Annotated in this window: 18 protein-coding genes; 3 read left to right on the forward strand and 15 right to left on the reverse strand. The window is 65.0% G+C overall.

Annotated features, from left to right (window positions below; all coding sequences use genetic code 11):
• Nucleotides 1-103 precede the first annotated feature (103 nt).
• From QMZ05_RS09335 to QMZ05_RS09345, 3 genes are all read right to left on the reverse strand, one after another.
• Nucleotides 104-589, reverse strand: coding sequence for a copper chaperone PCu(A)C (locus QMZ05_RS09335; protein WP_353700491.1), 486 nt, complete (start codon nucleotides 587-589; stop codon nucleotides 104-106).
• 507 nt (nucleotides 590-1,096) lie between these two features.
• Nucleotides 1,097-2,809, reverse strand: a complete 1,713-nt coding sequence (locus tag QMZ05_RS09340) for an EF-hand domain-containing protein (RefSeq protein ID WP_353700492.1) — start codon at nucleotides 2,807-2,809, stop codon at nucleotides 1,097-1,099.
• Between the two features lie 118 nt (nucleotides 2,810-2,927).
• Nucleotides 2,928-3,635 (reverse strand): NUDIX domain-containing protein, encoded by a 708-nt coding sequence (locus tag QMZ05_RS09345; RefSeq protein ID WP_353700493.1) that lies wholly within the window; start codon nucleotides 3,633-3,635, stop codon nucleotides 2,928-2,930.
• 184 nt (nucleotides 3,636-3,819) lie between these two features.
• Here QMZ05_RS09345 and QMZ05_RS09350 point away from each other — a divergent pair, with 184 nt between their 5' ends.
• Together QMZ05_RS09350 and QMZ05_RS09355 are read left to right on the forward strand one after the other, a co-directional pair.
• Entirely contained in the window at nucleotides 3,820-4,863 is a 1,044-nt protein-coding gene (locus tag QMZ05_RS09350) for an SPFH domain-containing protein (RefSeq protein ID WP_353700494.1), read from the forward strand.
• Nucleotides 4,847-5,782, forward strand: a complete 936-nt coding sequence (locus QMZ05_RS09355; protein ID WP_353700495.1) for a sugar kinase — start codon at nucleotides 4,847-4,849, stop codon at nucleotides 5,780-5,782. The genes QMZ05_RS09350 and QMZ05_RS09355 overlap by 17 nt, the downstream gene beginning before the upstream one ends.
• A gap of 27 nt (nucleotides 5,783-5,809) precedes the next feature.
• Here QMZ05_RS09355 and QMZ05_RS09360 read toward each other — a convergent pair whose 3' ends face one another.
• From QMZ05_RS09360 to QMZ05_RS09370, 3 genes are all read right to left on the reverse strand, one after another.
• Nucleotides 5,810-5,992 carry a hypothetical protein gene (locus tag QMZ05_RS09360; protein ID WP_279709860.1) on the reverse strand — a complete coding sequence of 61 codons (183 nt, stop codon included), beginning with the start codon at nucleotides 5,990-5,992 and terminating at the stop codon, nucleotides 5,810-5,812.
• An 89-nt stretch (nucleotides 5,993-6,081) separates the two neighbouring features.
• Nucleotides 6,082-6,537, reverse strand: coding sequence for a cupin domain-containing protein (locus QMZ05_RS09365; protein ID WP_353700496.1), 456 nt, complete (start codon nucleotides 6,535-6,537; stop codon nucleotides 6,082-6,084).
• Between the two features lie 100 nt (nucleotides 6,538-6,637).
• Nucleotides 6,638-7,153, reverse strand: a complete 516-nt coding sequence (locus QMZ05_RS09370) for a GNAT family N-acetyltransferase (protein WP_353700497.1) — start codon at nucleotides 7,151-7,153, stop codon at nucleotides 6,638-6,640.
• A gap of 198 nt (nucleotides 7,154-7,351) precedes the next feature.
• Between QMZ05_RS09370 and plsY the strand changes: the two genes are divergently transcribed.
• Entirely contained in the window at nucleotides 7,352-8,038 is a 687-nt protein-coding gene (gene plsY, locus QMZ05_RS09375) for a glycerol-3-phosphate 1-O-acyltransferase PlsY (RefSeq protein WP_353700498.1), read from the forward strand.
• Between the two features lie 47 nt (nucleotides 8,039-8,085).
• Here plsY and QMZ05_RS09380 read toward each other — a convergent pair whose 3' ends face one another.
• The 9 genes from QMZ05_RS09380 to fdrA (QMZ05_RS09420) form a co-directional block, all read right to left on the reverse strand.
• Nucleotides 8,086-8,916 carry a cysteine hydrolase family protein gene (locus QMZ05_RS09380; RefSeq protein ID WP_353700499.1) on the reverse strand — a complete coding sequence of 277 codons (831 nt, stop codon included), beginning with the start codon at nucleotides 8,914-8,916 and terminating at the stop codon, nucleotides 8,086-8,088.
• Between the two features lie 44 nt (nucleotides 8,917-8,960).
• Nucleotides 8,961-9,884: an ABC transporter permease gene (locus QMZ05_RS09385; protein ID WP_353700500.1), complete on the reverse strand. Its 924-nt coding sequence runs from the start codon at nucleotides 9,882-9,884 to the stop codon at nucleotides 8,961-8,963.
• A complete protein-coding gene (locus QMZ05_RS09390) occupies nucleotides 9,881-10,990 on the reverse strand; it encodes an ABC transporter permease (protein ID WP_353700501.1) in 1,110 nt (369 codons plus the stop codon). Before QMZ05_RS09390 ends, QMZ05_RS09385 begins: the two co-directional genes overlap by 4 nt.
• Complete coding sequence (locus QMZ05_RS09395) at nucleotides 10,983-12,536, reverse strand: ABC transporter ATP-binding protein (RefSeq protein ID WP_353700502.1); 1,554 nt, start codon at nucleotides 12,534-12,536, stop codon at nucleotides 10,983-10,985. The genes QMZ05_RS09390 and QMZ05_RS09395 overlap by 8 nt, the downstream gene beginning before the upstream one ends.
• Before the next feature lie 2 nt (nucleotides 12,537-12,538).
• Entirely contained in the window at nucleotides 12,539-13,528 is a 990-nt protein-coding gene (locus QMZ05_RS09400) for a BMP family protein (protein ID WP_353700503.1), read from the reverse strand.
• Nucleotides 13,529-13,629: 101 nt separating this feature from the next.
• Complete coding sequence (locus QMZ05_RS09405) at nucleotides 13,630-15,075, reverse strand: DUF1116 domain-containing protein (protein ID WP_353700504.1); 1,446 nt, start codon at nucleotides 15,073-15,075, stop codon at nucleotides 13,630-13,632.
• Complete coding sequence (fdrA, locus tag QMZ05_RS09410; protein WP_353700505.1) at nucleotides 15,075-16,673, reverse strand: acyl-CoA synthetase FdrA; 1,599 nt, start codon at nucleotides 16,671-16,673, stop codon at nucleotides 15,075-15,077. Before fdrA (QMZ05_RS09410) ends, QMZ05_RS09405 begins: the two co-directional genes overlap by 1 nt.
• Before the next feature lie 232 nt (nucleotides 16,674-16,905).
• Nucleotides 16,906-17,865 carry a carbamate kinase gene (gene arcC, locus QMZ05_RS09415; protein WP_353700506.1) on the reverse strand — a complete coding sequence of 320 codons (960 nt, stop codon included), beginning with the start codon at nucleotides 17,863-17,865 and terminating at the stop codon, nucleotides 16,906-16,908.
• A 4-nt stretch (nucleotides 17,866-17,869) separates the two neighbouring features.
• Nucleotides 17,870-19,378 carry an acyl-CoA synthetase FdrA gene (gene fdrA, locus QMZ05_RS09420; RefSeq protein ID WP_353700507.1) on the reverse strand — a complete coding sequence of 503 codons (1,509 nt, stop codon included), beginning with the start codon at nucleotides 19,376-19,378 and terminating at the stop codon, nucleotides 17,870-17,872.
• Nucleotides 19,379-19,522 lie beyond the last annotated feature (144 nt).

Raw genomic sequence — 19,522 nt, forward strand, 5'->3', positions numbered from 1 at the left:
CTAGCATTCTTCATTGATCGAACCGCCCGTCACACACGGACGATCTCGCGAGAAGCCTTGAGTCCCGGCGCGTGATCGTTCGCACCCGCCGCATTCCGTGTGGTCACTTCTGGACCGTTACCTCCGTCTCGATGGTTCCAGCCTTCTGAAAAACGACCGCGCATTTGAACGTCTCGCCCGGCGTGAGCGCCTGACGCAACTGCAGCAGCATGACGTGATAGCCGTCACGCTTCAGCTCAAGCGTCCCCTTTGCCGGGACTGGTATATTGGATATCGAACGCATCGCCGGTGCGCCCTCACCGCGGTCGACAATGTGACGCTCGGAGAAATTCGCGACCGGACAACGGACGCGCAGCAATGCGTCGGCGCTGTCGGCCTCGTTCCTGATCGTCATCGTCAAGGGAAGGTCTCCGCCCTCTTTGTCGACCGCCGGCACGCGCGCATCCACGATCTGCAAGGATTCGTTCGCGAGGGCGTTGTGCATCACTCCGACCGTGCTGATCAGGCAGAATAATGGCAACGTGATCCATGAGTTGCACTTAATGTTTCTGCACGCAACGGCACGATGCAACCCCCGCTCGAACGGCATCAAGTTTTCTCCCGACATGATTTTTGCAGCATTGTTTCACGCTTCATCGTGCGCTGCCAGCAATACATCGAGAACGCTGCTTCAACGCAATTTTCGGCACGCATGGCGGCCATGCTGCCTTCTTGTGCATGAGCGCTGTCGGTAAACTGGCGCCGTTAGAGCGCGACGCAACACATGCCGCACTGCGTCACGTGATCGGCACCGCAGCGATCGACGCCATCACATCGTCTCGGGTGACGCAACGTCGGCACAATTGTTCCGGATCGATGCAGGCGGCGAGAATTAGCTCCTCCGAATCGAAGGCGCGCCGAGCCCGCTGCGCAATCCGTATCAAGATGTTTCGCTCGGGATTGCCGCGAGAGCCAGCATCGCGCCGCGGCTTCATTATGGCAATGAGACATCGCACGTCGCAGGGGCAAGCCGCGGCGGCCAAGCACGTGCTCTGCAAGATGTTCGTCGCCTCGTTTCACACTGATGTCGCGACACCGGGCTTCGATCTCGGTGCAACTAGCTGCAATTCGCGCGCGAGCCGCTGATCGGTTTCATCTCCGGTTCCGAAAGCACACAGATCGCGCTCAAATCGCCGTCCGGCGGCGGCACCTGAGACGGCAGAGTAAAGGTGCCCTGCACGCCGGCAGGAAGCCTGAGCTTCTTTGAAATCCTGAACTTGTTCGGCATCGTGAATGGCTTGAAGTCGCCATCGTTGATCCGAATGCCGCGGCTCATCCCGGTGACCATGAGCGCGCCGGCGTCAACCAGTTCCGCAAGCCCCGCACGGCCCGGCAGCACGGAATAGTGGCTGACCGGATGCGCCGAGACCACCGCCTCCAGCTCGATCTGCGCGATCCCTGCCGGGTATGCCTCGCGCACGTCGCGCCACAATAACTCGCCAAGGCCTTCCTTCGGCAACTGGATTGCGTTGCGAACCGGGCGGTCGGCAAAATGCCGCGCGGCGGGAACACGGAAGGTCCCCGCACGCTGCTCGCCGCCGGTCTCATCCACCGCGCGCCCGAGCAGCAGGGCTGCGATCTCCTCGGCACTGCCGTCCTTCATCGTCGCCTCCGTCGCCGGCACCAGACATCCGGTGTGCGCGGTGAAATGCACCTTTTCGCGCGGCACGCCGATGACGCCGACCAGCGGCTTGCCACCGCGTTGCGGTGCCGTGCCGTTGACGGCCGCGAACCGCTGCAACCGCGCGTCACCCGACTTGTCGATCGACACGTCCGCATCGGCTGCAACGCCGGCGATCCGTTCGGTCGCCCCGACGATGTCCCAGATCATCGCGCCGCCACTCGCCAGCGCGAGATAGATCGGCTCGGGTCCCGGCGCGATCTCAACGGTCGTCACATAGGTCACCTGATCCTGGGTGCCGATCCAGGCGTTCGACAGTGCCCTGGCCTCTAGCGCGCCGAGCAGCACGATACGAGCGTCGCGCGGCGGGGCCGGCACATCGCACCCCGCCACGGCGGCCTGTTGCCGCTGCTTGCGCAGTTCGACCTCGCGCGCGCGTTGCGTTGCCAGGCGGGCCTCATTGGCGCGCTTGCCGAAATCCGCGAATTCAGCGGCCGAAATGCGACCATCGCGATCCCCATCGACCGCATCGAATTGCTGGCGTATCGCAGCCTCATATTCCGCCAGCGAGACGGCGCCATCACCGTTCGCATCGAGTGTCATCGGGACATACTGGACCCCGTTTTGCCGCCAGCCGGTGCTGGCCTGGTCCGCCAGCCGTTGCGCTTCCTGCTGAATTTCGGCGGCACTGATCACGCCATCGCGGTCGGCATCCGGCTTGAGCGCGTCGCTGACCAGCCGGTCGAGCTGGAGCCTCGTCTGTTCCGGCGTTGGCTCGAGCTGCACGCCGTTCGAATGGATCATCTGTCGCGCCCGCGGCTGCATCACCGCGGTGATCTCGGCCTTGGTGACAGTTCCGTCACCATCGAGGTCGTAGAGCAGAATCTGCGAGATGACCTGCGACCGCCGCTGCGCCGCCATGATCTTGCGCAGATCGTCGACCCCTTGCGCGGTGACGCCGCGCTCGTCCGGATTGCTCTGATAGAACGCCATCAGCATCTGCGACCTGACCTGCTCCCAGGTCACGTCCGCGCGCATGACGCCGCTCATCCGGTTAACGATCCATTCAGTGTTGGCACTGGCCGGCGCGGCCAACACGCCAAGACACAGCGCCGAAGCGCCCAGAAGACGAACCAATTGCAACCGCATCGCGCACTCCACTATTCCAGGTTGAACGGTGTGGCGTAGACGAATTAAGTTTGCTGTCCCCGATTGTTTCAAATTGTTTGGATTGCCGGACGCAGCGCGGAGCCGCGCCTCGCGAACCTCATCCCGGCGGATTGAACGTGCGTGCAAAGAACACCGGCGCCCTCGCCTTCTTCAGCCGATAGAGCTGCGCCGGCCGGTTCGGCCCCTTGCGCATCCTGGCAACCGGCTCGATCAAGTCGGCGGCGAGCATGCGGGTGCGGAAGGCGCTCTTCTCCAGCGGACGATCGAGCACGATCTCAAAGGTGCGCTGCAATTCCCGCAGCGTGAATTCCAGCGGCATCAGATAAGCGGGCAGCGAGGTGTATTCGACCTTGCGGCGCAAGCGCTGCACCGCCGCGTGCAGGATCTCGGCATGGTCGAACGCAAGTTTCGGCCGCACTTTCTCGCCCTCGACCGCGAACCACTGCGCATCCGCGGCGAGCGCGCCGCCCGCGGCATGCTCCGGCAGCAATGCGAAGTAGGCATGCGTCGCAGACCAGCCGCGCGGATCCCGCGTGGCACTACCCCAGCTACCGAGCTGCTCCAGATACGGACTGACGACGCCGGTCTTGTCCTTCAGCTTGCGCGCGGCGCAGGCTTCGAGGTCGCGGTCGCCGGCGATATCGACGAAGCCGCCGGGCAACGCCCAAGTCCCTGGAAACGGCTCGGTTTCCGCTCTTGGGCGTTGAACCAGCAGGACCTGAAGCGCGTCTGACCTGATGGCGAAGATGACGACGTCGACCGTCGTCAGCGGCCGCTGAAAGTCGAGTTCCGGCTTCTCGGGCATGCTCTCCCCGCTCTTCAGAGCTTCTGGTCGTGACGCATTTTCTTCACGCGAACCGGTGTCCACTTCGCTCGAAAACGCTTCCGGTGCCGTGAACCTTTTCACGTCCCGGCTTGACAATAGCATACTTAGTTGTACAGTCCAACTATCTTAGTTGCTCAGACACACTTACTCAGGAGTGCACGCCATGTTCGGTCTCCGCTTCATCAAGGCCCAGCCGACCACCTACCTCATGAAATACCGCGGCGGCGCCGTGACCCAGCAGGGCGCCGGCCTGTCCGGCTTTTATTATGGGCCGGTTACATCGTGGGTCGCGGTGCCGATCGGCAGCCGCGACGCCGCCTTCATCTTCCAGCAGATCGCGCGCGACTTTCAGGCGCTGACCATCCAGGGCCATGTCACCTACCGGATCAGCGAGCCGCAAAAGGCCGCCGCGATGCTCAACTTCACCCTCAAGGCCGACGGCAAGACCTATGAGTCCGACGACCCGGAAAAGCTGCCGCAGCGGATTCTGGCGACCGTCGAGGTGCTGGCGCAGCAGGCGGTCAAGGAGTTGACCTTGAAGGAAGCCCTGCAAGCCGCCGATCGCATCGCCGGGCTGATCGAAGGCGGACTGCGCGGCCGCGCCGACATCGCCGCCCTCGGCCTCGAAATCCTCGGCGTCTCGATCCGCGGCGTGAAGCCGACGCCGGACACCGCCAAGGCGCTGGAGGCCGAGGCGCGCGAGGCGATCCTCAAGAACGCGGACGAAGCGATCTTCGCGCGGCGCAACTTTGCCGTGGAGCAGGAACGCGCCATCCGCGAGAGCGAGCTCGACACCGAGATCGCGGTCGAGCAGAAGAAGCGCTCGATCCGCGAGACCCAGATGGACGCCGAAGCGAGCGTCGCGGCCAAGCAGGCCGAGCTGCGCGAGGCCGGCATGGTCGCCGACATCACGCTGGAGAGCAAGCGCAAGGATTTCGTCGGCCTCAACGCCGAGAATACCCGCACGCTGGCGGACGCCGAGGCCTATCGGGTCGGCGCGCTGATGAAGATCTTCGAGGGCGTCGACACCCGCGTGATCCAGGCGCTGGCCGCAGCCGGCATGCAGCCGGGACAGCTGATCGCGCAGGCCTTCAGCGGGATCGCCGAAAAGGCCGAGAAGATCGGCCAGCTCAACGTCTCGCCCGATCTGCTCAACACGCTGCTGGACAAGCCTGTCGTGGAGGCTCCCCGTGCCCGCCGACAATGACCGCAAGATCGTCCTCGTCACCCGCAAGACGCGGCTCGAGGAGCTGATCGCAAAATACCTGACGGCGGCGCAGGCCCGCTTCTATGTCGAGCATCTCGGCGCCGACTTCTCCGACTACCAGCGCGAGCACGATGTCTATCAGGCCGAGCGCCGCGTCACCGTGCAGGCGCTGGAGCAATGGGGACGCTACCAGATCATCGACCGGAGTTTCCTGCCGAACTTCATCTTCGGCCCGTCCGACATCGTGGTGGCGCTCGGCCAGGACGGCGTCGTCGCCAACACGATGAAGTATCTCGACGGCCATCCGCTGATCGGGCTCAACCCGGATGCCAAGCGTTATGACGGCATCCTCTTGCCCTTCGTGCCGCGCGACCTCCCTGCCCTGCTGCGCGAGGTCGCTTCCGACAGGCGCGGCCACAAGGCGGTGACGATGGCCAAGGCCGCGCTGACCAACGGCCAGGTGCTGTACGCGGTCAACGACCTCTTCATCGGTGCGCGCACCCACACATCGGCCGTCTACGAGATCGCGCTCGCCGAGCAGAAGGAACGGCAGTCGTCGAGCGGCCTGATCGTCGCGACCGGGCTCGGCTCGACCGCCTGGTTCAAGAGCATCGTCACCGGCTCGCTCGCAATCGCCGGCGCCTTTGGCGGCGGCGCCATCAGCCCGCCCTATCTGCCGCAGGCATGGGACGCCGGCGCGCTGCGCTTTGCGGTGCGCGAGCCATTTCCGAGCCGGACCTCGCAGGTCAGTCTCGTCTGTGGCAGCCTCGATCGTGCCGAGCACCTCAGCGTGCGCTCGCTGATGCCGGAGAACGGCGTCATCTTCAGTGACGGCATCGAGGCCGACCGGCTCGACTTCAATTCCGGAACGGAAGCGCAGATCGCGGTCGCGGATCGCGAAGGACGGCTCGTGGTGTGAGGCTGCCGCGCTCTCCGGCAGCGCAACTCACTGCGGCACCGGATGCAGCCTCGCCAGCTGATCGAGCGACAACCCCGCTTCGCGGTCGCTCAGGGGAAAACGAACGATGATGTCCTGGCGCGCAAGCTGCCCCCACAGCGCGTCCGACGACCATTTCTGCGGCTCAGGCCCGCGCGGACCGTCGATCCAGATGAAATACCATTCCGCCATGGCACGCGACCGATGCTCCCTCAGCTGAAGATTGGTCCTTCGCGGGCCAATCCGCAACGCCGGATTTCGCGCCGGTTTGCGGTTCAGGTCTACTCGTAGGGCCGGCCGTCCTTATGCAGGAAGCGGCCGTCGGAGCTCGGGCTCATCATGTCGATGTCGGAGCAGGTGATGACGTCGGCTCGCGAGCGCGAGCCGACCTCGAGATAGGTCGCCGTCATCTGCGACCTGTTGATCATGTGATGCCCGTTGCCGGAATTTTTCGGAAACGCCGCGCAATCGCCGGCGCGCAGCACCGTCTCGCCGCCGTCCTCGATCAGCACCACTTCGCCCGCCAGCACATAGACGAATTCGTCTTCGTCGGAATGCCAGTGGCGCTGGCTCGACCAATTGCCCGGCGGCAATCGCATCAGGTTGACGCCGAAATCGCCGAGCCCGCCGGCCTCACCGAGGCGCTGCCGCACCCGCTCGGCACATGACGCGGCGAATTCGGCCGGATAGCCGGTCCCCTTGCGTTCCGGCACTTTTGTCAGATCGATCTTCGGCATGGCGACGTCCTGGCGATGCGGTGAGCGGGTGGGCGTTTCTCGGCTGCGCCCCTACCTAGCGCGATCGCCCGCCGGAAATGTGTCGCTTGATTTGCGGCCGTCAGCTCCGCCCGACCAGATCCTTCGCCATCAGGATGTCGTCATGGTAGCGGCCGTCGATCTTCAGCGCGTGCCGCTCCAGCCCGTACTCGACAAACCCCATGCTCTGATAGAGCCGAACGGCCGGCTCGTTGCCCTTCACCACGACGAGCTGCACCAACTCGACCGATTGTGCAGCGAGCTCGAGCGCGGCTTCGACCAGCCGCCGGCCGATCCCTCCGCGCCGCCCCTGCTGCCGCACATACATCCCGACCAGTGCGCCCTTGTGCTGGCGCTTCGGCCCCTGCTCGACGACGAAGCCGAGGATGCCGGCGAGTTCGCCGTCCCGAAACGCCCCGAGGATCACCGCCCCATGCACCAGTCTCTCCGCGAACCATCCGACGGGATGGACGCTCTCCGTCTCATATGCGCTGCCGAACGCTTCGGGGCTCAAGCGCAGCGCCTCGAGACGGATGTCGCGATAAAGCGTGGCGTCCGCGGGCAAGAGGCGTCGTATCTCGATGGAGCTTGTCGTCATTCCGTGTCCTGTCTCCGTCGCGACAGCATGGCCGATCGATCGGCCTGTCAATCGCGGTATCTATCGCGCGGCCAGCCTATTCCAAAGGGGATTGAAGCGGGTAAGGGAATCCATCTCTCGTATCGACGGTTTCGGCCGCCGGATGGAGGTAGACTCCGGATGACGCTTGGCTGACACTGCGGCATGGAGGGGACGCCGATGATTTTCTGGATAGCAAGCTTGGCCGGATTGGCGGCCGCTTATCTCTTCGGTGCTACGCCCGCGGGCTATCTGGCAGGGAAACTGCTCAAGAGCATCGACATCCGCCAGCACGGCTCCAGATCCACCGGTGCAACCAACGTCTTGCGAACCCTCGGCAAGTGGCCTGCCTTGGCGGTCCTGCTGGTGGATGTGCTGAAAGGCGCGGCTGCGATCGCGTTTGCCCGCTGGTTTTATCCCTGGCTCTATACATTGCCGTCGGTCACGCCACCGACAGCCGTTGACCAGCAAACCTTGCTGCCTTGGGCGGTCTGCCTGGCCGGACTTGCCGTGCTGTTGGGACACAGCCGCTCGATCTGGCTGAATTTTACCGGCGGCAAATCCGCGGCGGCGGGGCTCGGTGTGTTGCTGGCGATGTCCTGGCCGGTCGGTCTAGGTGCCGCCCTCGTCTTTGGCGTTGTGCTGGCAATTTCCCGGATTGTGTCCCTGAGTTCGATGTCGGCGGCGCTCGCTGCGATCGCACTGGTCTGCGCCATGGAACAGCCGTTGCCATATCGGCTGCTGGTCATCGCAGGTGGCCTTTACGTGATCGTGCGCCATCGCGCCAACATTCATCGGCTGCTGGCTGGGACGGAGCCACACCTGGGATCGGGCGGACAGGAATCGAACGCGGCTTCGCAAACCTAGCGTGTGCACGCCTGCCGGGATCACCAAGCCGCGGCTTCCACGGGATGTCACCGTTGCTGCTGGATGTGCTCCTGAACGGCACCGATGACGTCAGACGAATGCGTCACGAAGCCAAAGCATTTCTTGACGTTGAACAGGGTCGCTTCAACGCAGAAGCCCGGCGACGTCGTCGCGCAGCAGTCCTCGACCAGCAGGCAGCCATAGCCCAGGAAATTCGCGTCGGTGAGCGAATGCAGCACGCATTGATCAGTGTTGACGCCGGCAAACAGGATGGTCTTGGTGCCGAGGTTGCGCAGAATGCTGTCCAGCGGCGTGTCCCAGAAGCCGCTGATCCGGTATTTGTCGACGTGAATGTCCTCGGGCTCCTGTTTCAGTTCATCGACAACGGCCGCGGCCCAGCTGTCCTTCTGCAGCACGCGCGCGCCGCTGCCCGGTAACGGCTCGCCAAGACCGATGCCTGTGCCCTTCGGCTTGTACAGATGGAGCTGGTTGGGCGCCATGTTCTTGAGATCAGGCCGATTGCCCCAGTTCAGCCAGATGACGTGCACGCCGGCATTCCTCAACACCGGTAGCAGCCTTTGCAGCGGCTCGATCGGCGCCCGGTCCGGCGTGTGGTCGAGGCCGAGATGGTCGACCCATCCGCCCTTGGCGCAGAAGTCGTTCTGCATGTCGACGACGATGAGGGCGGTGCGGTGCAGGTCGATCGTCACCGTCTGAGGCTGCGCGTCGATCGTCACCACCCTGGGTGGCGGCGGCGCCATCGCCATGTTGACGTTGTTGTCGTCGACCAGCCATTTGTAACCGGGAGCGGACCCAAGAGGATTGGCGGCGCTGGACGCAGCGGACTCCGCGGCTTTCGCGAACGTGGAACTCGTCATCGGACTTTCCTCCCTTGCTTATGCTTTCTTGAAGTCTGTTGCGATCAGCCGCCTCGTTCGAACGGAATGGTCAGCGCCGAGGGCTGTCTGCTCTTTCCGACGAAGCCCGCGATGGCGACCAGCGCCAGCAGATACGGCAGCAACAACAGCAGCGCGACCGGCACATCGAGTTGCAGCGCCGGCACCAGGAATTGCAGCGCGGTCGCAAAGCCGAACAGCAGGCAGGCTGCCAGCGTGTACCAGGGATTCCAGCCGCCGAAGATCACGGCCGTGATCGCGAGATACCCTGCGCCCTTGGTCATGTTCTCGGTGAACGTATTGCTGTCCGCAACCGACATGAAAGCGCCGCCGAGGCCCGCCAGGATGCCGGCATAGAGCACACCGAGATAGCGGGTCCTCGCCACGCTGATGCCGGCCTTGTCAGCGGCGCGCGGATCCTCGCCGACCGCCCGCACCGCCAGCCCGAAGGAGGTGTACTTCAGGATCAACCAGGTCACGACCACCATCAGGATGCTGACATAGGCAAGGCCGGTCTGGTTCGCCAAGGCCGGACCGATCACCGGGATATGCGCGAGCCACGGCAGATTGAGCTGCGCGAAGCCGGGAATCGGATCGCGCGACAGCGGCCCGAATATCTCGCGGTAGAGAAATGTCGTTGTTCCCAACGCCAGGATGTTGAACCCGATTCCGACCACCAGTTGATTGGCGCGCAACGTCACGCTCAGCACGGCCTGGACCGCGGCAACCGCGGTCGCGACCAGCACGCCGGCCGCGACGCCAATAAGGGGCGAGCCGGTCGCCCACGATGCCAGCGCCGCCGTGAACGCCGACATCAGCATCATGCCGTCGAGGCTGAGATTGAGCACGCCGGCGCGCTCGCTCAGCATCTCGCCTGTTGCGGCGAAAATGATCGGGACCGCGAGGCGAAGTCCGGAGCCGATGAACACGGCCATTTGTTCGTCAATCATCGGGTCACCTTTCGGTTGGTGAGGATCGCTGAACCTGCAATGACAATGACGATCAGGCCCTGGCAGATCAGCACGACGGCCGACGGGACGTGCGCCGAGATCTCCATGTTGATCGATCCCGATCGCAGGAATCCGAACAGCAATGCGCCGATCACGACACCGACGGCCGAACCGCGCGACAGCAGGCCGACGACCAGGCCGTCAAATCCGTAACCCGACGAGAAATCGCTCGTCAGATAGAATTGCTGGCCGAGGATCATGATCGCGCCGCCGAGACCGCCCAGACCACCGGATACCGTCATGGCCAGGATCACATAGAAGCTCGTCCGCATCCCCGCGCGGCGGGAGGCCATCGTATTCAGGCCGACGGCGCGCAGCCGCAGGCCGAGCGAGCTGTGCTTGAGCACCAGCCACACCACGACGACCGCAATCGCCGCAATCAGCAATCCGATATGGAGCGGAGATCCATTGTCCGGGAACAGCAGCGGCAGCTTGGTCGAATCCGGAATCTCCGCCGATTCCGGCAGCGACGACACATCGCTGATCGGCTTGCGTAGCAGGTGGAAGGACTCGACGGACCAGTACACCAGCGGCAGTGCGATGAAGCTCAACAATAATGTGCTTATCACCTCGTTGGTGCCGCGTGCCGCCTTGAGAACGCCCGCAAGGCCGCCCCAGAGGGCACCAGCGAGGGTTCCGACGGCGAGCGGCACGATGAACGCCAGTCCCAGCGGCAGGCCGCCGGCGCCATGCAGAGCCGCAGCGGTTGCGAACATGCCGCCCATCGCGATCTGCCCCTCGCCTCCCACATTGGTCAGGTTGGCGCGGCTGGCGAAGATGAAGCCGAGACCGACCAGCGCGAGGCTGATGGCGCGATTGATCGACGCGCCGATGTTGAAATCGCTCCCCGCCATGCCGTCCCAGAACGCTTCGATCGCCTCGACGACCGAAGCACCTGTCGCTGCGATGATGAGGAGGCCGATCCCAAGCGCGATAATGGTCGATACCACCGGCACCAGGACCTGCAACGGCACGAGCTCGAGTCTCGCGCCCTGCGCGACCCGCGCGAGCTTCGGATTCTTCATGACCATGGCCAACCTAGACATGTGCGTGCCCCGACATCATCGCTCCGATCGCCTCACGGCTGAACGATCCGGCCGCGAGCTCGCCAACCAGCTTGCCGCGGTAGATCACCGCGATCCGATCCGACACCGCCATCAGCTCCTCGAGCTCGCTGGAGATCAGAAGCACCCCGAGGCCGTCATCGCGCGCGGCCCGGATGCGGTTGTAGACGGCCTCGATCGCACCGACGTCGAGCCCGCGCGTCGGCTGCGCTGCGAGCAGGAACACCAGCGGATCAAGCGAGAGCTCGCGTGCAAGCACCGCCTTCTGCTGATTGCCGCCGGAAAGGCTCGCCATCGAAACATCCGGGCTGCTCGCTCGCACGTCGAAGTCACGCATCATCGCCTCCGCCGCCTTGCGCCGCGCCGACTTGTCGAGCAGGCCGAAGCGGCTGAACTTTCCGATCGCGCCGAGAAAAAGGTTCTCGGCCACCGACAATTCCTTGATGCAGGCAACCGCATGGCGATCCTCGGGAACGATGCCGACGCCCGCATCCGTGATCCCCTGCGGCGTGCAGCCACCAACCTGTGTCCCGCCGACGACGATCGCACCCGCGCTCGGCGCGGCGAGACCTGCCAGGATCAGCCCGAGCTCGGTCTGGCCGTTGCCCTCGACGCCCGCGATCCCGACGATCTCGCCGGTGCCGACCGTGAGGCTCAAACCGTCGAGCCTCGGCACGCCATGCGGGTCGCGGTACACGAGGTCCGATATCTCGAGCACCGCCTCACCCGGCGACGCCGGATCAGCAGCGCTTGAGGGTTTCGCCGGCGTCTTGCCTTCAATATCGACCGCCGCGGCCAGCACCGAGCCTGCCGACTGCACATCCCGGCCGACCATGGACCGCACCAGCGACCGGATGTCGGCGCCCTCCATCGCGACGGTCTCGATGATGCGGCCCTGCCGCAGCACCGTTGTGCGATCGGCGACGCGGCTGATTTCGCCGAGCTTGTGCGTCACCAGGATCACGGATTTTCCGCGCAGCGCGACCTGGCGGCAGATCGCCAGCAGCGCGTCGATTTCGTCCGGCTGCAGCACGGCCGTCGGCTCGTCGAGCACGAGCAGTTGCGGATCACCGAGCAGGCACTTGATGATCTCGACCCGCTGCCGCTCGCCGACCGAGAGGTCCTCGATCCGCGCCTCGGGATCGATCTCGAGCCCGTACTCCGCCGCGAGCTGCTCCATCCGCACGATGATGTCCTGCGGCTTCAGCACCGCGCTGGCGCGGCCGAGCATCAGGTTCTCGGCCACGCTCATGTTGGGCACCAGGCTGAAATGCTGGTGCACCATCACGACACCGCGCTGCAGCGCTTCCGCCGGGCCGCGGGGGTGGAACGGCTCTCCGCCCAGCGTCATCGTGCCGGCATCCGGCCGGTGCACCCCGAACACCAGGTTGCACAATGTCGATTTGCCGGCGCCGTTCTCGCCAAGCAGGCAGTGCACCTCGCCGCGCTCGATCTGCAGCGAAATGTCGTCGAGCGCGGTGAAAGCCCCGAAGCGCTTGGTCAAGCCAGACAGTTCGAGAACAGCCACGGTCAGCCTACCTTGACTTTGATCTTGTTCGACAGCAGGTCGTCCTTCAGCTCCTTGATCTTGGCCTGGATCTCGGGCGTTGCCCCGGAGCAGATCTCGATGTCCGCCGAACGGGGCCCCATGGCGAGGCCGAACTGCTTGTATTCCGGGTGCCACGTTCCGGCGACGGCCTGGTCGATGGCATATTCGACCATGAACCCGATGCCGCTCACCGTGTAGGCGATGTAGAGCGGGTTGTTGTCGGAGCAGTAATTGGTATAGCTCCCGATCATCTTGGTGCCTTTCTCGCGCGCCGCCTGCTCCATGCCGCGCACGCCGAGATTGAGGATGTTGTAGTGGACGTCGGCGCCCTGCGCGATCGCGGCAAGGGTTGCTTCCTTCGCCTTGGCGACATCGTCAAAGTCGCCGGTGTAGGTCACGAAGCATTTGGTATCCGGCTTGACGTACTTGGCGCCGTTCGTAAATTCCGTTCCGGTGTTGACGATGGCCGGAATTTCAAGGCCGCCGACATAGCTCACCGCGCCGTTCTTCGACATCATCGCGGCGACCGCGCCGGCAATGAAGCCGATCTGTGCCTGCAGCACGTCGTATTGCGCGACGTTTTCGGTCGGCTGTCCGGTCGGGCCGACGATGGAGAACTTCACCTTCGGGAAGCGCTTGGCGACCTTGAGCACCGATGCCTGGGTCTGCCCCGCGGCGCCGATCACCATGTCGTTCTTGGTCGCGAGCGTGACGAGCGCCTGCTCCATGTCGGCGAACTTGACGTTCTCGATCGAGGTGATCACGACCTTGTTGCCGTGACGCTGCTCGGCCGCCTTCATGCCGTTGTAGGCCGACTCCATCCAGCCATGGTCGGCCCGCGACCCCGGAATGAGAATGCCGATGCGAAGCGGCTTCGCCGCATCTTCGGCGAAGGCGAGCCGGCCAGATGAACCGATAAAGGCTGCCGAGAGCAGGCCAGTTTGCAGAAATGCACGACGGGTAGCGTTCATGTGTTTCCTCCTGTTCGTTCCCGGTGTCGCCGCACTCTTTGTTGCGGCATTTTCTGTATCGGCGGCGCGGCCGCGCCGTCGTCCTTAGAATCGAAGCAGCGTCACCTCGCGGCCGCCGCCGCCAGCGCGCCGACGGCATCGACGAAGCACTTCATCGGGGCCTGTACGACGCCGGCGCCGATGATCCCCATGCCCGGCTCCTTGTGCGCCGTTGCGGTGTTGATGACCGGCCGCATGCTCTCGTCCACGACCTTGCGGACGTCGATGCCGACCGGAGCTCCGATAAAGTCGAGCATCGGCAAAGTGAAGCCTGGATTGCGGCCGATGGTGACGTGCGCCATCTCGCGCGAATAACGCAGGGCGTCCTGCGGCGTGCCGCCGACGAACTGCACCATCGCGGGAGCCGCGGCCATCGCAAACGCGCCGAGCCCCGCGGTCTCGGTGATCGCGCTGTCGCCGATATCGGGATTGGCATCGGCCTCGCTGAAACCGGGCAGGAACAGGCCGACCGGGATGTCGGCCGGACCGACGAACCATTGCCCGTCCAGTCCGCTGACCCTGATGCCGACATTTACCCCGTTGCGCGCCATCGCCGTGACGATGCTGCTGAACGGCACGCCATGCGCCGCATCCATGGTCGCCTTGCACGCCGCCATCGAAAGGCTCAGGAAGAACATGTCGTCGGCCCCGATCGTCCGCAGCGTCTCGTGAACCAGATCGCGCGAGATCGAGGACTTGAGCAGCGATTCCGTGACGGCGCGATACAGCAGCAGGGTTGCAGCCGTGTTGCGGTTGTGGACGTCGTCGCCCATGTGCAGCGACTGCGACATCAGCGGCTTCAACGGCAACCCGCCGTCGATGCCGGCGACCGCGGCCTTCAGACATGGCGCCAGCACAGTCTCGATGAGCTTGAGCCCTTCGATCACCTCGGGCGCGAATGCGCCGAAACGCAACGTCTTGGCGCCGCCGGATTCCATCATCGGCGCATAGGCGCGGTTGCCGGAGGTCTTGTTCTGCACCACAAAGAGCGGCATCGAGGGCGAGATGATCCCGGTCATCGGCCCGACCGCGCCGAATTCATGGCACGGCGCGAAGCGGATGCCGCCGGACGCGGCGAGTTGCTCGGCCTCTCGCGGGGTCGTCGCCCAGTTCTCGTAGAGGATTGCGCCGACCACCGCGCCCTTCATCGGGCCGCACATGTCGTTCAAGGCGATCGGCGGACCGGCATGGAGCAGCGTCCGGCCCATGTCCGGCCAGACCTCGGATGCATGTGCCGCGATGTCGACCCATACCGGCTGCGCGGTCAGGATACGCTCAAGCACTTCGGCATTGGCGCGATCGATCCGCGATCCCAGGCAATCGGCATCTGTGGTATCGCTAACCAGCTGCGCGAGGCTCCAGGCGACCTCGGGACTTCCGTCGCCGACCGGCTGCCACTGCAGACGCACCAGCGGCGCACCGCTGCTTTCGACGCCGCGATCGAGGTCGGAGGCGCCGAGGCTGATGACGGATGTCTTGTTCTGGAGCGCGGAAGGGGCTGCGTTCATCATCGTTCTCCACCTTGCATCACGCGACGCCCCGTGGCGTTGTCGTCCGCTTCCATGCGGCTCGCGATGGCTTGCGCGGCACGGGCTGCGCCCGTACTGCTGCCGACAAGCTCCGCGCCGGCGTCCGCCAGCATGGCTTTCTGGGTCTCGTAGGCCTGCGGATCCGCATCCGTGCCGCAGACGAAGCAGATCACCGGAAGCTCCCGCCCCTGCCCGGGCGCGGCGGCCTTCGCCCGGCGGATCGCCGGAGCCAGGATCTCTGCCGGATTGGGATGGCTGCCGTAGCCGAGTACGACGTCCAGGACGATGCAGGCAACTGTCGGATCGTCCGCTTCCTTCAGTAGCCGTTCGACCCGCACGCCATAATCGATCATCGGATGCGGACGGCCCACCGTGAATTCATCACTGCCGAGATCGATCGCGGTGTGTCCTTGGCTCGCTTCCACATCGGCCAGACGGTCCGCCTCGGCTAGCGGCGCGTTCGACCGGGCACGAATGCCCGCCGCGCGCCAAATGGTCTGGGCTTCCGAGCAGAACGTGCCGCCGGAGTAGAGCCCGCGCAGATAGCGCTGCGTCGGCGCCAGCGACGCACAAATCCGCGTCGCCAACGCCTCGATCGACTGCTCGTCACTCCCGGGTTGGCGCGCTCCCGCAAGCGCGACGGCCTGCCGCGCCGTCTCCTCGAGCGACGACGTGCGGTGAACGTTGCCGGCCGATGCGGCCGGCTCGCCACCGAGGAAGCAGATCACGACCGGCTTTCCGATCGCGCCGGCGCGCTCGATCACCCGCTTTTGCACATCGCGTGCAGGGGGCTTGGAGACGATGGCGACAACCTTTGTCTGCGCATCCGCGGCCAACAGATCCAGGCCCTGCAACATCGTGATGCCGCCGACCTCGCTCGATACGTCGTGGCTGCCGGTGCCGATGGCCTGCGAGATGCCCAGGCCATGACGATGGATCTGGCACATCACTTCCTGCAGACCGGTGCCCGATGCGCCGACGAGCCCGATCGGGCCCCGCCGAACGACGTTGGCAAATCCGAGCGGCACGCCGTTGATGATCGCGGTGCCGCAATCCGGGCCCATCACCAGCAGACCCTTTTGCGCCGCGACGCGCTTGATGGCCTGCTCCTGTTCGATCGGCACGTTGTCGCTGAACAGCAACACGTTCAGACCCCGCCGCAGCGCCTTCAACGCTTCGGCCGCGGCGTAGGGGCCCGGCACCGAGATCAATGCGAGGTCGGCATGATCGGCAATCGCGACGCCGCGGGAGATCGAGCGCGGCGCCGCTTCCGCGGCCGCTTCGGCCGATCCGCCCTTCGGCTCTTCGCCGACGATCAGGGAGTGGATCTCCTGCTCCGCGGCTGCGCGCTTTTCCGGCGCATCGTCCGCCACAACGATCATGATATCGCCAGGCCTGGCGCCCTCGAGCGCCGGACTCATCAGCCCGGCCTGCTGCAGGAATTCCTTGTTGCTGCGCGTTCCCATCAGCAGCGTGACCCGCTGCACGCCGGTCCGCGCAACCGTGACCTGCGAGATCCGCATCAACGACACGGAATCCTTGTACAGGTTCGCCTTAATGCTGGATTGGATGGCCATGGCCCTGTCGTTCCCTTGAATCCCGCAGGCTGCTTGTTGGTCTTGTGCTTGAGCTTCAGCCGGCGGCCAGCTCGATTGCCTGATCGGTCGAGGCGCCGATCCGGCGTCTCAACTGCTTCTGCTCGGTGAGCGCGGGCGTCATTGCGGTCATGAAGGTCGAACCGCTGTCTTGCTCGACACTCGGTACGGATTGGCGCGGCTGGATATCCCGCCGATGCGCCAATCCCCGTGGTTATTGAACGACGTGCGTCCCGGTCTCGCCCCGCAGCGCCGCCATGGCGCAATCGAGGTGACTGATGATCGCCCGCTTGCCACCGCCCTCGAGAAACCGGATCGCCGCATCGACCTTGGGTCCCATGCTTCCGGGAGGAAAATGTCCTTCGCGGTGGTAAGCCTTGATCTCCTCGAGGCTGACCTGATCCAGGTCCCGCTTGTTCGGCTTGCCGAAATTCACCGCGACGCGCGGGACCGCGGTCAGGATCAGCAACTCTTCGATGCCCAGCACATTCGCGATGTGAGCGGATGTCAGATCCTTGTCGATCACCGCCGGCACGCCGGTGCGCACGCCCTTCGCATCACGGACCACGGGAACGCCGCCGCCGCCTCCCGCGATGACGATCGTCCCTCGCTTGACCAATGCGTCGACCAGCGAGATGTCGCAGACGTGCTTGGGCTTCGGCGACGGCACGACATGACGCCAGCCGCGCCCGGAATCCTCACGCATCGCCCAATTGAGCTCGGCGCTGATCTTCTTGGCCTCGTCCTCGGAGAAGAACGGTCCGACGAACTTGGTCGGATTCTTGAACGCGGGATCGTCCCTGTCCACCTCGACCTGGGTCAGCAGGCTTGCCACATGCCGCTGGTTACCCCGTTCGCGCAGCGCATTCTCGATCGCCTGCATCAGGAGATAGCCGATGCCGCCCTGGCTGTGCGCGACGCAGATATCCATGTCCATCGGCGGAATCCGGCTCATCGTCAGCATCTGGCGCATCATGATCTTGCCGACCACCGGGCCGTTGCCATGGGTGATGACCAGCTCGTTGTCGAGCTGCGCCAGCGGCAACAGCGCCTCCGCGGTGATCTGCGCGACCGACTTCTGCTCCTGGGAGGTGCCCCTGATATCCTCGGGGTGAACCGCATTGCCGCCGATCGCGACCACCAGGCGACGCGGCACGTCATTGAGTGTACGCATTTCCTTACCTCCCGGCATTCTGGACGATGGCGACCGCAAGCTCGCAGGCCTGCGCATTCGACGGAGCAACGAGGATTCCGGCCTGCTCGAGTTTCCTGACCTGCGCGGAGCGCCCTTGCGGATCCTGCTCCGTGCCGACGACGGATGCGACCAAGGCCGGCGCATCCCGCCCGCGATCGGCGACGATCCTGGTCAGATGCTCGGCGGGATCGGCGTGTGCGCCATAGCCGAGCACGAGATCGAGCAGGATCACCGAGAGATCGCGGTTCTTGAGCGCGGCGCGCAGCGCATCGTCACGCACCGACGGATCGATCATCGGATGCGGCCGGCCGCGGGTGTATTCATCGTCGCCGAGGTCGATCAGGCGATCCCGTCCGCCACTCGGCTCGACGCCGAGCTTGAGCGCGCCGGGGATCGCGGCGTTCGACGCCACCTTCCGGCCCGCAGCAGCGAGGATCACCTGGGCTTCGGCGCACAACGTACCGCCGGCGAACAAGCCCTCGATGCCGCCCCGACCGTTGCGGGGAAGCCCTGACGCGACAGCGTTCGCGTCGAAGCCTGCGCCGATCTGCTTGTGTCCCAGCGCCAGCTCCGCGGCGCCTTTCAGCGTCGGCGAGAAGCGGGCGTTCGGCGGGAGCTGGACCTCCGACGCACCGATGAAGCACACGGTGTACGACTTCGTGCTTCTGCCGATCCGCTCGAGGACGGCCTTGGCGACATCGGGATGCGGCGGCTTCGAGATCAGCACCACGTGGTCGGTTTCCGGATCGGCATCGAATGCATCGATCGCCATCAGCGTGGTGATGCCGCCGATATCCTTCTTCAGATCGCGCCCGCCGACCCCGATGGCGTGGGAGATCCCCGCGCCGGCTTCCGAGATCAGGCACGAGATCTCCTGCGTTCCGGTCCCCGACGCGCCGATGATGCCGATCCTGCCGCGCGTGAGCTTGTTGGCGAACGCCAGCGGCGCGCCGCCGATCACGGCCGTTCCGCAATCCGGTCCCATCATCAGCAGGCCGGCCGCCCGCGCCTGCTGCTTGAGCGACAGCTCGTCCTCGAGGGACACGTTGTCGCTGAACATCAGCACGTGCAGGCCACGATTGAGCGCCTTGCGAGCCTCCGCGGCGGCGAACTCGCCGGGCACGGAGATCAGCGCAAGATTGATCTCCGGCCTGGCCTTGACCGCGGCGGCAATCGAGTGCGGCCGCCAGGCGGCCTGCGTCTCGCCCTGGGTCTTCGGCTTGTCGAGCGACTTGATCGCATTGTCGAGGGCTTCGCGCGCGGCGGACTCGGACTCGGCCTTGACCGCGATCACGAGGTCGTTGCCCTTTACCGCAGTGGCCTCCTCCAGCAACCCCGCATTGCGCATGATCGCCGCGTTCGACGGCGTTCCCATCATCAACGCCGCCTCGATCACGCCGGGCGAGCCGGCCACCTCGCGCGACAGCCGCATCAACGCGACCGAGTCGAGATAGAATCCCTTGCGGACCTCGTTCAGGACGACGACGTTCATGACACACCCAAATCCTTGGCGATCGCGACGATCGCCTGCTGGAAGCACGCTAGCGGCGCCTTGACGACGCCGGCACCGACCTGGCCGATGCCGGGCTCGCGATGCGCGATGCCGGTGTTGATGACGGGCACCACGCCGGAATCG

Source organism: Bradyrhizobium sp. INPA03-11B, assembly GCF_040446015.1.
In the GTDB taxonomy this organism is placed as follows: domain Bacteria; phylum Pseudomonadota; class Alphaproteobacteria; order Rhizobiales; family Xanthobacteraceae; genus Bradyrhizobium; species Bradyrhizobium macuxiense_A.